The organism is Streptomyces sp. NPDC056128 (genome assembly GCF_042263835.1).
Taxonomy (GTDB): Bacteria; Actinomycetota; Actinomycetes; order Streptomycetales; family Streptomycetaceae; genus Streptomyces.
Genome location: NZ_JBHJVQ010000015.1, coordinates 59616 through 71744, shown reverse-complemented (window position 1 = coordinate 71744; position 12129 = coordinate 59616). Strand labels below are relative to the sequence as shown.

10 protein-coding genes and 2 pseudogenes are annotated in these 12129 nt (G+C 71.2%); 6 read left to right on the top strand and 6 right to left on the bottom strand.

The features are described from left to right. Positions 1 to 82: 82 nt before the first annotated feature. Entirely contained in the window at positions 83 to 1972 is a 1890-nt protein-coding gene (locus tag ACFC1X_RS25240) for an MFS transporter (RefSeq protein WP_376357206.1), read from the top strand. 234 nt (positions 1973 to 2206) lie between these two features. Further along, entirely contained in the window at positions 2207 to 3790 is a 1584-nt protein-coding gene (locus ACFC1X_RS25235; protein ID WP_376357204.1) for a sodium:solute symporter family protein, read from the top strand. A 54-nt stretch (positions 3791 to 3844) separates the two neighbouring features. Here ACFC1X_RS25235 and ACFC1X_RS25230 read toward each other — a convergent pair whose 3' ends face one another. The 4 genes and pseudogenes from ACFC1X_RS25230 to ACFC1X_RS25215 form a co-directional block, all read right to left on the bottom strand. Next, positions 3845 to 4255, bottom strand: coding sequence for a VOC family protein (locus ACFC1X_RS25230; RefSeq protein ID WP_376357202.1), 411 nt, complete (start codon positions 4253 to 4255; stop codon positions 3845 to 3847). Between the two features lie 10 nt (positions 4256 to 4265). Next, a complete protein-coding gene (locus ACFC1X_RS25225; protein WP_376357200.1) occupies positions 4266 to 4436 on the bottom strand; it encodes a hypothetical protein in 171 nt (56 codons plus the stop codon). A 38-nt stretch (positions 4437 to 4474) separates the two neighbouring features. Further along, positions 4475 to 5590, bottom strand: coding sequence for an ADP-ribosylglycohydrolase family protein (locus ACFC1X_RS25220; protein ID WP_376357198.1), 1116 nt, complete (start codon positions 5588 to 5590; stop codon positions 4475 to 4477). Positions 5591 to 5690: 100 nt separating this feature from the next. Further along, positions 5691 to 6586 (bottom strand): annotated as a pseudogene (locus ACFC1X_RS25215) (LysR family transcriptional regulator). A gap of 105 nt (positions 6587 to 6691) precedes the next feature. On the opposite strand from ACFC1X_RS25215, the pseudogene ACFC1X_RS25210 reads away from it, so the two are divergent. The 4 genes and pseudogenes from ACFC1X_RS25210 (at position 6692) to ACFC1X_RS25195 (ending at position 8709) form a co-directional block, all read left to right on the top strand. Beyond that, positions 6692 to 7040, top strand: a pseudogene (locus ACFC1X_RS25210) (DoxX family protein). A gap of 130 nt (positions 7041 to 7170) precedes the next feature. Then, on the top strand, positions 7171 to 7983 hold the full coding sequence (locus ACFC1X_RS25205) for a Scr1 family TA system antitoxin-like transcriptional regulator (RefSeq protein ID WP_376357196.1): 813 nt from the start codon (positions 7171 to 7173) through the stop codon (positions 7981 to 7983). Next, positions 7980 to 8168 carry a DUF397 domain-containing protein gene (locus ACFC1X_RS25200; protein WP_376357194.1) on the top strand — a complete coding sequence of 63 codons (189 nt, stop codon included), beginning with the start codon at positions 7980 to 7982 and terminating at the stop codon, positions 8166 to 8168. Before ACFC1X_RS25205 ends, ACFC1X_RS25200 begins: the two co-directional genes overlap by 4 nt. A gap of 31 nt (positions 8169 to 8199) precedes the next feature. After that, positions 8200 to 8709, top strand: a complete 510-nt coding sequence (locus tag ACFC1X_RS25195; protein WP_376357193.1) for a DUF2165 domain-containing protein — start codon at positions 8200 to 8202, stop codon at positions 8707 to 8709. Here the strand turns inward: ACFC1X_RS25195 and ACFC1X_RS25190 are convergent. Together ACFC1X_RS25190 and ACFC1X_RS25185 are read right to left on the bottom strand one after the other, a co-directional pair. Continuing rightward, positions 8693 to 9256 (bottom strand): hypothetical protein, encoded by a 564-nt coding sequence (locus ACFC1X_RS25190; RefSeq protein WP_376357191.1) that lies wholly within the window; start codon positions 9254 to 9256, stop codon positions 8693 to 8695. The two genes, ACFC1X_RS25195 and ACFC1X_RS25190, sit on opposite strands and share 17 nt — an antisense overlap. A gap of 97 nt (positions 9257 to 9353) precedes the next feature. After that, positions 9354 to 11957, bottom strand: coding sequence for a bifunctional FO biosynthesis protein CofGH (locus tag ACFC1X_RS25185; protein ID WP_376357189.1), 2604 nt, complete (start codon positions 11955 to 11957; stop codon positions 9354 to 9356). Between the last annotated feature and the right edge of the window lie 172 nt (positions 11958 to 12129).

The window sequence follows — 12129 nt, the reverse complement described above, 5'->3', positions numbered from 1 at the left end:
CGTCACGAAACGGGGCAGGTCGCCGGTCGCCGGAACGGGACACGGCCCAAAGCAGAAGACGGGACACGGGGAGTGCCTTCAGGTGGCCACTGCGGAGCCGACACGCGCCGACGACGCCGATTCGGGCCCGGGAGCCGGCCCGCGACCACGCGTACCCGCGCCGCGCGGGGAGGGCGACGGCCGTGACCCCGAACACACGGACGCGGAAGGGCCCCACGAGGACCGCCCGCAGGCGCCGTCCGCGATGAACGCCGCGTTCCACGCCGTGCGCGAGCGCATGCTGCGCCATCCCGTGCTGTCCGTGACCGTCCTGGCCGGCGTCCTCCACGTCGTCTGGTTCTTCACGTTCGCGAACAGCGGCGGCGACCTCGCGGCGCAGGACGCGTGGGCGGAGTTCGTCGGCCGGCACCCGGACTCGGCGTACAACCTCGCCTGGTACGGCGGCATGCACCCGGTGTCGTACAGCGTGGTCTCGCCGTATCTGATGTCGCTGCTCGGCGTGCGGACCACGATGATGATCGCGGGCACGCTGTCGGCGGGTCTGCTGACGATGATCCTGATCCGCAGCCGGGTGGTGCGCAATCCGCTGTGGGCGTCGCTTGCGGGCCTGTTCGGGCTGCTGGGCAACGCCGCGTCGGGGCGGGTGACGTTCGGTCTCGGCATGATGTTCGGTCTCGGCGCGGTCGCCGTGGTCTTCTGCTGGCCGCACCGCTGGCGTTACGAGCGCTGGGCCAAGGGGCTGTGCGCGGCGCCGCTGGCCGCGCTGTCCACGATGGCCTCGCCGGTCTCGGGCCTGTTCGTGGGTCTGGTGGCGGTCGCGCTGTTCCTCCAGAAGCGGCGGCCGGGCGCCTGGGCGCTGGGGCTGGCCCCCTCCGCGGTCGTGGCGCTGTCGGCCTGGCTGTTCCCCTTCTCCGGCACGCAGCCGATGTCCTTCGGTTCGGCGGCCCTGCCGGTCCTGTACGCGGGCCTGGTCTACGCGTTCGTGCCGCGCACCTGGACCACCGTGCGGATCACGTCGGCGGTCTACGGCCTGGCCGTGCTGCTGGTCTGGGTGATCAGCTCGCAGATCGGCTCCAACATCACGCGCCTGGCGATGCTCTTCGCCGGGGTGGCGCTGGTGGCGGCGCTGCCGTTCACGGTGCCGAAGTCGCGCAAGTGGTACGCGCTGGTGGTCTCGCTCGTCGGCTTCGTGGTCTGGATCGGCTTCAAGTCGGCCGACGACGTCATCCACACCACGCCGGCCGCCTCGTGGGCGCGGGAGCTGGCGCCGCTCATCAACGAGTTGAACGAGGTCGGTGCGGAGAAGGGCCGGGTGGAGGCCGTACCCGCGCGCTCCCACCGGGAGGCCTCGGCGCTCGCGCCGTACGTGAACCTGGCCCGCGGCTGGACCCGCCAGGCCGACATGGAGCGCAACCCGCTCTTCTACGACGACACGCTCAACTCGGCGAACTACCACGAGTGGCTGAAGCGTTGGGCCGTGCACTACGTGGTGCTGCCCAAGGGCGAACCGGACGGCGACGGCGGCAAGCGCGAGCGGGAGCTGCTGCAGCGGGGGCTGCCGTACCTGAAGCAGGTCTGGGGGGACGCCAACTGGCAGCTGTTCCAGGTGACCGACCCGACGCCGCTGGCGGAGCCCGACGCGGTCGTCCAGCGGGCCGAGCAGGACGAGTGGGTGATCGACGTGCAGCGGCCCGGCCGCATCCTGATCCGGATGCCGTACTCGCCGTGGCTGAGCCTCGTCGACGCCGAGGGCAAGAAGCTCGAGCCGCCGCAGGAGACGGAGGCCTCCAAGAACGGCCCGGAGGGCACGCCGAAGACGTACGACAACGTCAACGGCTGTCTGACGGAGACGGAGGAGACCGCCGAGGGCGACGTGTGGACGACGCTCATCGCCCCCGAGGCGGGCACGTACCGGCTGTCGTCGCCGTACGGGCTCAAGCGGGGCACACCGTGCCCGGAGGAGCTGAGGTAGCCCGCGGGAACAGCGGAACGCCCGGGGCGGTGTTCACGTAGATGAACCGAGGTCAGTAAGCCGAACCTTTTTACTCCCTCTTGACCCTCCCCTTCCTTGTCGTGCCCGCGTCGACGCAACCACGATGAGCGGGCACTTCGCGCCCTGCCTCGCCCCTACCCGCCCCTACCCCGCTCGTGCGAAGTGCCAACCAGCTGAGCGGAGTTCACAAGGGCGGACCCCGGAAGGGGGCACATGAACGGTCTCGACTGGTCCGTGCTCATCGGCTACTTCGCCGTCATGGTGGCGATCGGCGTCTGGTCGCACAAACGCGTGGACGACGTCAGCGACTTCTTCACGGCCGGCGGCAAGATGCCCTGGTGGCTGTCCGGCATCTCGCACCACATGTCCGGCTACAGCGCGGTGATGTTCACCGGCTACGCCGGCATCGCCTACACCTACGGCGTCACCTCGTTCGTGACGTGGTCGTTCCCCATCGCGCTCGGCATCGCCATCGGCTCCAAGCTGTTCGCGCCGCGCATCAACCGGCTGCGCTCACGGCTGCACGTGGCCTCGCCGCTGGAGTACCTGAAGAACAGGTACAACCTGCCCACCCAGCAGGCGCTGGCCTGGTCCGGCATGCTGCTGAAGATCGTGGACGTGGCCGCGAAGTGGGCGGCCATCGCCACCCTGCTGTCCGTCTTCACCGGCATCACCCTCAACCAGGGCATCCTGATCACCGGCGTCATCACGGGCATCTACTGCACGATCGGCGGCCTGTGGGCGGACGCGCTGACCGAGCTGGGCCAGTTCATCATCCAGCTGCTGGCCGGCATCGCGATGTTCGTGGCCGTCGTCATGAAGCTCGGCGACCACGGCGGGTTCTTCGGCGTCTGGGACGAACCCGCCCTCCAGGGCCACGGAAAGCCGCTGGTCGGCCCGTACGGAACGGTGTTCCTGCTGGCCTTCCTCTTCATCAAGCTCTTCGAGTACAACGGCGGCATGCTCAACCAGGCCCAGCGCTACATGGCCACCCGCAACGCCCACGAGGCCACCCGGTCGGCGCGGCTGTCGGCGGTGCTGTGGCTGGTCTGGCCGCTGGTGCTGTTCTTCCCGATGTGGATGTCGCCGCTGCTGGTGGAGTCGCAGAAACCGGACGGTTCCGACTCGTACGCCCTGATGACCGAGCAGTTGCTGCCGCACGGCCTGCTCGGCCTGGTCATCGTCGGCTTCTTCTCGCACACCATGGCGATGTGCTCCTCGGACGCCAACGCCATCGCGGCCGTGTTCACCCGGGACGTGGCGCCGGTGCTGTCGAAGCGGGCGCGCGGCTGGGGACAGCGGTCGGGGCTGCTGGCGGCCCGGCTGACGACAGTGATCTTCCTCGGGCTGTCGATGGCGGTGGCGACGCAGGTCGACTCGCCGACGTTCAAGGACATCATCACGGTCGTCATCAAGTGGGTCGCCGGGCTGATGGGCCCGATCGCGATCCCGATGATGCTCGGTCTGCTGCGGCCCTTCCGCCGCTCCGGCCCGACCGCCGCGCTCACCAGCTGGGGCCTTGGGCTGCTCGCCTTCTGGCTGGTCAACTACCCGATCAGCTGGAACGTCGAGGGCGGGGTGCCGCTGGAGTACCAGGTCTCCATCCCGCTGGCGGTCTCGCTGGTCCTGTACATCGTGATCGGCTACCTGAAGCCGGAGGACACCCCGGAGCGGATGGCGATCATCGAGCGCGTCAACACCGACGACGACGGCGACGTGTCCGGCGCGACGGCCGCGATCCCCGCGCCGGCGGGCGGGGTGGGCGACGCGAAGACGGGCAGCAGGGTGAGCGACTAGCCCGGCACCTCCGACCGGTGCCTGCCGTCACGGCACCGGTCGGGGGCGTCGTCCTCAGTGCACTTCCTGGATGCGGATCTGGTTGCCGGCCGGGTCGCGGAAGGCGCAGTCGCGGATGCCGTACGGCTGCTCGGTCGGCTCCTGGACGATCTCCGCGTTCCCGGCGCGCAGCTTCTCGAAGGTGCCGTCGAGGTCCTTGGTGGCCAGCAGGATCCACCCGTAGGTGCCCTTGGCCATCATCTCGGCGATGGTGCGGCGCTCGGTCTCGGTGATGCCGGGGTCGACGGCGGGCGGTGACAGCAGCAGGGAGATGTCCGGCTGGCCGGGCGGCCCGACGGTGATCCAGCGCATCGTGCCCTGCCCCACGTCCTGGCGGACCTCGAAGCCGAGGACGTCGCGGTAGAAGGCCACGGACGCGTCCGGGTCGTCGTGCGGGAGGACGGTGGTGTGAATGCTGATACCCATGCGGGCCACGCTAGCGTCGCCCCCGGTCCCGGCGTGTGTCCTCCAGCCACAGGAAGGCCAGATAGGCGACGAAGACGGCGACGCCCACAACGGCGGCGAGGATGTACCACCCGTTGGGTGCCAGGACCCCCACGGCAACCACGGCGGCCAGCCCTATGAGGGTCTTCCTCTTACGCGACATGACGTGCCTCCCCCGCACCGGCGTGTTGCGGACAGACCCTAGCCGCGCGGGTAGCGGGCCAGCCAGCCCGGGGACGAGCCGGCCGGGCCGTGCAGGGCGGGGCCCTGGGTCATCTCCATGGCGAAGTCGTCGGCCAGTTCCAGGAGGGTCGCCCGGCCCTCCAGCTCGGCCAGCCAGGCCGGGGGCAGGGCCGTCTCGCCGTGCAGCGCGCCGAGCAGCCCGCCGGTGAGGGCGCCGGTCGCGCCGGAGGGGCCGCCGTGGTTGACGGCGAGCCGCAGCCCGTGCCGTACGTCCTCGCCGACGAGGGCGCAGTACACCGCGGCGGCGACCAGCCCCTCCGCCGTGCCCTCGCCGATCAGCTCGGTCACCCGCGCCGGGGTCGGCAGCCCCTGCCGTACCGCGCCCAGCGCGTGCTGGAGGGCCTCCGTCACGGCCTGGTGCCCCGGCCGGGCGACGAGCAGGGCGAGCGCGCGCTGCACGGCGGCGTCCAGGCTCTCCCCGCGGGCCAGCCCGTGCACGATCACGGCGTACGCGCCCGCCGCGAGGTTCCCGGTGGGGTGGCCGTGGGTCTGTGCCGCGCACTCCACGGCGAGCTGGGCGACCAGCTGCGGCTCCCAGCCGACCAGGAGGCCGAAGGGCGCCGACCGGGCGGCCGCCTCGGGGCCGCGCTCGCCGGGGTTCTTGGGCGCCTCCGGCGTGCCCATGGTCTCGTCCCCGAGCCCGAGCAGCAGCGCCTTGGGGGCGTCCCGGCGGACGTACAGCCACTCCTCGTGGGCCAGCCAGCCGTCGTCCTTGCGCCGCAGGTCGGGCCCCCAGTCACGCTGGGTGGCGGCCCAGCGCCGGTAGGCCCGGTGCAGGTCGGTCGGCGGATGCCAGGCGCCGGTGTCCCGCCGTACCTGGGCGCGGATCAGCCCGTCCACGGAGAACAGGGTGAGCTGGGTGAGGTGGGTGACCGCGCCGCGCCGGCCGTAGGCGGGGGCCAGGTCGGTCAGCCCCTCCGCGCCGTGCGCCTCCCGGATCCCGTCGAGGTCCAGCCCGTCGACGGGCGCGCCGAACGCGTCCCCGACGGCCACGCCGAGCAGCGTCCCGCGCACCCGGCTGCGGAAGTCCTGCTGCTCGGCACGCCCCCAGACGGCACCGGCTGTCGCGCCCACCCGGACCTCCCCTCGGCATCGACTTGGTCCGTACGTACGACGTCCAGCACTGTATTCGAAGGGAGAGGGTCGGTTCAGGGGCGGAAGGGTGTGGAAACGTTCACGTCACGCCGCAGGTCTCCCGGCAGCAGCGCACGAAGTCCTGGACTACGGAGTTGCCGTCGTCGGCGGGGGCCCAGGCGACCCCGACCGTGCTGGGACTCACCGAGCCGACGGGACGGTAGACGACGCCGGGGCGGGTGTAGAAGCGGGCCGCCGACTCGGGGGCGAGCGCGATGCCGTATCCGCTGGCGATCGCTGTGAGCCAGTCGTCCGGCTGCTCGGTGACCGCGCCGACGCGCACCGGGTGGCCGTCACGCTCGTCGGCGGCCAGCCAGTGCTCGCGCCAGGGCCCGTCCCCGGCGGGGCCGCCACGAAGGGTTCGTCCCACAGTTCGCGGAACTCGATCGTCTCGCGTCCGGCCAAGGGGTGTGACTCGGGGAGCGCCACGCAGCGGGGCTCACTGAACAGCTCCACCACCCGCAGCGCTTCCTGCCCCGGGAACGGCAGCCGCACCAGGGCGACGTCGACGTCCGCGTCCGCGAGTCCGGCGGACGGGTTCGACCAGGCGGCCTGCCGCATCTCGGCCCGCCAGCCCGGCCGGCGCCGGGCGAAGGCCGCGATGGTCGGCTGCGTCGCCTCGTTGGCGGCGCTGGCGAGGAACCCGACCCGCAGCACGCGCGCCGCCCGGCTCGCCGCGGACCTCGTCTCCCGCAGCGCCCCTTCCCACCCGTCCAGCAGTGCGGGCACCCGCTCGGCCAGCGCCCGCCCCGGCGCGGTGAGCGTCATCCCGGTCCGCGACCGCGTGAACAGCTCCACGCCGAGCCCGGCCTCCAGCTGCCGGATCTGCTTGGTCAGCGCGGGCTGCGACACGTACAGCCGCTCGGCGGCCCTGGTCAGGGTCCCTTCCTCCGCCACGGCCGCGAAGTACCGCAGCAAGCGGGTGTCGACATCCATGCCCCCAGGTTATAGACGCAGGTATTGGACGTCGCGACGGACGACGGCGAGGCTGGCCCCAGAGGAGCAGAGGGAACGAACTGGACTGGACCGGAAGGAGAACCTGTGTTCACCGCCTACGTGGCCGTCACCGTCGTCGCGATCGTCGCCGACGCCGGGATCGCCGTCGCGGACCTGCTGCGGGCCCGGTTCGTCCTCGCCAACTCGGCCGAGGTGGGGGGTCCCCGCGTCATGGATCCCGTGGCTGGCCGGCCTCAAGCTCGCCGGAGCCGCCGGACTCCTCGTCGGCCTCCTGGGCCCACGCCCACTGGGCATCGCCGCCGCCACCGGTCTCGTCCTCTTCTTCATCGGCGCGGTCGCGACACACGTCCGCGCCCGGGTCTTCCACAACATCGCGTTCCCGGCGGGCTACTTGGCCCTGAACACGGCAGCACTCTGCCTGACCGCCGCGTAGGCCAATCTCGGATTCACGTCACCCAGCGTGCTCGCCTGTCCCTACTCTGAACAGCCACGACCTCGGCACCGAGCGTGACCGCCCGGGTGCCCGCCGTGGTCGTACGGGTCGTACGTCGGGAGGGGAAGACATGGAGGACGAGGAGTCCGCGGCCGTACTCAAGACGGTCGGGCGGCAGATCAAGATGTGGCGCGAGGCGGCCGGGATGACTCAGACGGAGCTGGGCGCCGCGATCGGGTACGGCGAGGACCTGGTCTCGTCCGTCGAGCGCGGGCGGCGCATCCCCAAGCCGGACTTCCTGGACAAGGCCGACGAGGTCCTGGGCGCGGGCGGCAAGCTCGCGACCATGAAGGAGGACGTGGAGAAGGCCCGCTACCCGAAGAAGGTGCGGGACCTTGCCAGGCTGGAGGACGAGGCGGTCGAGCTGGGTGCGTACGCCAGCCTCCAGATTCACGGGCTCCTACAAACGCCGGAATACGCACAGGCCCTGTACGAGACCCAGCAACCTGCCTACACAGAGGACGAGATCGAGCGTCACGTCGCCGCCCGCATAGCACGCAAGGCGGTGTTCGACCGCGTACCGAGGCCGATGATCACCTTCGTGCAGGAGGAGGTGGCGCTGCGTCGGCCGGTGGGCGGCAGGCCGGTACTGCGTCGACAGCTCGAACATCTGCTGGACATCAGCACGTTGCGGCACGTCGAGATCCAGGTGATGCCGACAGACCGGGAAGACCACACGGGCCTTAGCGGTTCCTTCCGAGTGCTGAAGCTCCGGAACGGCGGCACGGTCGGGTACACGGCGGCCCAATTGCACAGCCGAGTGGTCAGCGACCCAAAGGACGTGCTGACCTTGGAGATGCGCTATGGAAGGATCCGGGCACAGGCGCTCTCACCCCGCGAGTCGCGGGACTTCATCGAAAAGGTATGGGGAGAACACGAATGACCTCCGCGCTGAAGTGGTTCAAGAGCAGCTACAGCGGCAGCGACGAGCCCGATTGCGTCGAGGTCGCCATAGCCCCCGCCGCCACCACCATCCACGTCCGCGACTCCAAGAACCGGGACGGCATCCGGCTCGCGTTCACGGGCGCCTCGTGGTCCGAGTTCGTGGGGTTCGCGGCGGGGAGTTGACGGAGCGGGCCGCGTTGGGAAGATCAGCGTCATGATGACCACCAGCTCGCGCACCCTCCCTCTCGCAGCCACCGTGTTAACCGCGTTCCTCGCCCTCTACATCGCTCTCGTGGCGCTCGGGAACATCACCGACTTCGACAGCAATCAGCAGTTCGTGCGGCACGTTCTCGCGATGGACACGACGTTCAAGGACGACGACCTCATGTGGCGGGCGATCACGAGTACGGGTGTTCAGGACACCGTCTACGTCGCGATCATCGCCTGGGAGACGGTCGCCGCGCTCGTGCTGATCTACGCGACCTGGCTGTGGATACGCCGGGACGAGGGCAGCGCGCGGCGCATGACCACGTACGGCACGCTGATGCTCGTGCTGCTCTTCGGCGTCGGGTTCATGGCGATCGGCGGGGAGTGGTTCGCCATGTGGCAGTCGGCGGACTGGAACGGGCTGGACGCGGCGCTGCGGGTGCTCCTGATGAGCGGACTCGTGCTGATCGTCGCCCACCTGCCGTTCGGCGGGGGCGAGGCTAGCCGACGACCGTGACCTTCGTGCCGGTCGTAGCGAAGCCCCAGACGGCCGTGCCGTCGGTCTTGTGGAGCCGTATGCCGCCCGTCTTCGTGCCGGAGGCGGGCGGGGGCGGTGAGGAGCCGTCGACGGCGTTGGAGAAGGCGACCGAGACGCCGTCCTCCTGGGCGAAGTAGACGATCTGCTCGATCTGCACCCCGTCGGAGCCGGTCGTGGCGCCCTCGGCGCGGCTGCTGACGGTGTAGGTGCCCGGGTCGGGGTCGACCGTGCCGGGCCACACCGTGAACGTCCGCCGGGTGGCGTCGCTGGCGTCGACCAGCCAGACCCGCTTCTGGTCGAGCGAGTACACGACCCGTCGCCCGGTGCCGGAGCCGTCCGGCACCCGGGCCGGCGCGGTCTCCTTCGGCGACGGGTCCTTGCCCGCGGACGCCGTGGGGGTCGGTTTGGTCGCCGCGGCGGTGGGATGGGGGCCCTGGTCCGCCTGCACGGCCAGGAAGGTGACCCCCGCGATCGCGCCCACGGTCAGACCGGAGACCCACGCCCAAGAGGGAAGTCGGGCAGGCACGGGCACGCATCTCCTCAGCGATCATCTACGGGACCCCGGCACACCTGGGGCCAGATCATCGTACTGCGCGCCCGCCGGGCCCCCGCCCGCCCGCGCCTCAGTCCAGCACCGGCAGCAGCTCCGGCAGGTGCCCGTCCGAGTCCCGCGCCGCCCGCTGCCGCTCCTCCGGCACCGGCCCGTACAGCGTGGTCCGGGGTTTCGCCGGGCGGCCCGCCGCGTCCGCGACCGCGATCAGGTCCTTGACCGACTTGTACGACCCGTAGGAGGAGCCCGCCATGCGCGAGATCGTCTCCTCCATGAGGGTGCCGCCGAGGTCGTTCGCGCCGGAGCGGAGCATCTCCGCCGCACCCTCCGCGCCCAATTTGACCCAGCTTGTCTGGATGTTGGGGATGTGCGGGTGGAGGAGGAGGCGGGCCATCGCCGTCACCGCGCGGTTGTCGCGGACCGTCGGGCCGGGCCGCGCGATGCCCGCCAGGTACACCGGCGCGTTGGTGTGGATGAAGGGGAGCGTCACGAACTCCGTGAAGCCGCCCGTGCGCTGCTGGATGCCGGCCAGCGTGCGCAGGTGGCCCAGCCAGTGGCGGGGCTGGTCGACGTGGCCGTACATCATGGTCGAGGAGGAGCGCAGGCCCAGTTCGTGCGCCGTCTCGATCACCTCGATCCAGGTGGCCGTCGGCAGCTTGCCCTTGGTCAGGATCCAGCGGACCTCGTCGTCCAGGATCTCCGCCGCCGTGCCCGGGATCGAGTCCAGGCCCGCCTCCTTGGCCGCGCTCAGCCACTCGCGGATCGACATGCCGGTGCGCGTCGCGCCGTTGACGACCTCCATCGGCGAGAAGGCGTGCACGTGCATGCCGGGGACCCGGGCCTTCACCGCCCTCGCGATGTCGAAGTACGCCGTGCCCGGCAGGTCCGGGTGGATGCCGCCCTGCATGCAGACCTCGACCGCGCCCACGTCCCACGCCTGCTCGGCGCGGTCGGCGACCTGGTCCAGGGAGAGCGTGTAGGCGTCGGCGTCGGTGCGGCGCTGGGCGAAGGCGCAGAAACGGCAGCCGGTGTAGCAGACGTTGGTGAAGTTGATGTTCCGCGTGACGATGTACGTGACGTCGTCGCCCGTCACGGACTTGCGTACGTCGTCGGCCACCTTGCACAGGGCGTCCAGCGCCGGACCGTCGGCGTGCAGCAGGGCCAGCGCCTCGGCGTCCGTCAGCCGCGTCGGGTCGTCGGCCGCCGTGGCGAGCGCGGCGCGCACGTCGGTGTCGATGCGCTCGGGGACCATGCCGGGCGCGGCGGCCTCGCGCAGGGCGCCCCAGTCGCCGTACACCTCGTCGAAGTCGTCGCGGCGGTCCGACGTACGGCCCTCGGTGTCGATGGCGGTGTGCAGGTCGGTACGGCCGGACGCGGTGAACGCCTCGTCCGGCTCCTGCCACGGACGCCCCACGACCGGCGCGTCCGGGAGCGCCAGGCCGGTCGCCGGGTCGGCGAGGGCCGCCACGTGCGGGCGCAGCCGCGGGTCCAGCCAGGGCTCGCCGCGCTGCACGAACTCCGGGTAGACGCAGAGGCGTTCGCGCAGTTCGAAGCCTGCCGTGCGGGATTTCTCGGCGAGTTCGTCGATCTGCGGCCAGGGGCGCTCGGGGTTGACGTGGTCGATGGTGAGCGGGGAGACCCCGCCCCAGTCGTCGATGCCGGCGCCGATCAGCCGCTCGTACTCGGCGTCCACCAGGTTGGGGGGCGCCTGCAGACAGGCCGACGGACCCATGATGTGCCGGGCCACGGCCACCGTGGCGACCAGCTCGTCCAGCTCCGCGTCCGGCATGCCGCGCATCGCCGTGTCGGGCTTGGCGCGGAAGTTCTGGATGATCAGTTCCTGGATGCCGTGGTAGGCGCGGGATACCTTGCGCAGCGCGAACAGCGACTCCGCGCGCTCCTCGTAGGTCTCGCCGATGCCGATGAGGAGGCCGGAGGTGAAGGGGACCGAGGAGCGGCCGGCGTCCTCCAGGACGCGCAGCCGCACGGCCGGCTCCTTGTCCGGGGAGCCGTAGTGCGGGCCGCCGGGCTCGGACCACAGCCGCGTCGCCGTCGTCTCCAGCATCATGCCCATGGACGGCGCCACCGGCTTGAGCCGCTGGAAGTCCGTCCAGGACATCACGCCGGGGTTGAGGTGCGGGAGCAGGCCCGTCTCCTCCAGGATGCGGATCGAGATGGCGCGGACGTACGCGATCGTGTCGTCGTACCCGTGCGCGTCGAGCCACTCCCGGGCCTCCGGCCAGCGGTCCTCGGGCTTGTCGCCCAGGGTGATGAGGGCTTCCTTGCAGCCGAGGGCGGCGCCCTTGCGCGCGATGTCGAGCACCTCGTCCGGCGACATGAACATCCCGTGCCCCGCCCGGCGCAGCTTGCCGGGGACGGTCACGAAGGTGCAGTAGTGGCACTTGTCCCGGCACAGCCGGGTCAGCGGGACGAAGACGCTCTTCGAGTACGTGATGACGCCGGGCCGCCCGGCCGCCTCCAGGCCCGCGTCCCGGACCCGGGCGGCGGACGCGGTGAGGGCATCGAGGTGCTCGCCGCGCGCCTGGAGCAGCACGGCGGCCTCGGACACGTCCAGGGCGACGCCGTCCCGGGCGCGTTTGAGGGCGCGACGCAGGGAGTTCTCGGTGGGGCCGGCCGGGTCGGCGGGTCCGGTTCCGGAGGTCGCGGAAGTCGTCATCCTTCGAGCATACGAGCGCCGTGATCAGGGCGGGTTTCCCCGTCCTGCCGACCCACCGCGCGGTTCCCTGCCCTCAATGCCCCGAACCCCTTTCCTTGCCCGGGAGTTCACGGCTCAATACGAGGGTTGCAACGCACCACCCCTGCACCACCGATGTCATGACCGTGACGAC

Excerpts from the sequence above, each read along its gene's own strand:
- ACFC1X_RS25235 (WP_376357204.1), top strand. The coding sequence starts at position 2,207 with ATGAACGGTCTCGACTGGTCCGTGCTCATCGGCTACTTCGCCGTCATG.
- ACFC1X_RS25230 (WP_376357202.1), bottom strand. The coding sequence starts at position 4,255 with ATGGGTATCAGCATTCACACCACCGTCCTCCCGCACGACGACCCGGAC.
- ACFC1X_RS25225 (WP_376357200.1), bottom strand. The coding sequence starts at position 4,436 with ATGTCGCGTAAGAGGAAGACCCTCATAGGGCTGGCCGCCGTGGTTGCC.
- ACFC1X_RS25205 (WP_376357196.1), top strand. The coding sequence starts at position 7,171 with ATGGAGGACGAGGAGTCCGCGGCCGTACTCAAGACGGTCGGGCGGCAG.
- ACFC1X_RS25200 (WP_376357194.1), top strand. The coding sequence starts at position 7,980 with ATGACCTCCGCGCTGAAGTGGTTCAAGAGCAGCTACAGCGGCAGCGAC.
- ACFC1X_RS25195 (WP_376357193.1), top strand. The coding sequence starts at position 8,200 with ATGATGACCACCAGCTCGCGCACCCTCCCTCTCGCAGCCACCGTGTTA.
- ACFC1X_RS25185 (WP_376357189.1), bottom strand. The coding sequence starts at position 11,957 with ATGACGACTTCCGCGACCTCCGGAACCGGACCCGCCGACCCGGCCGGC.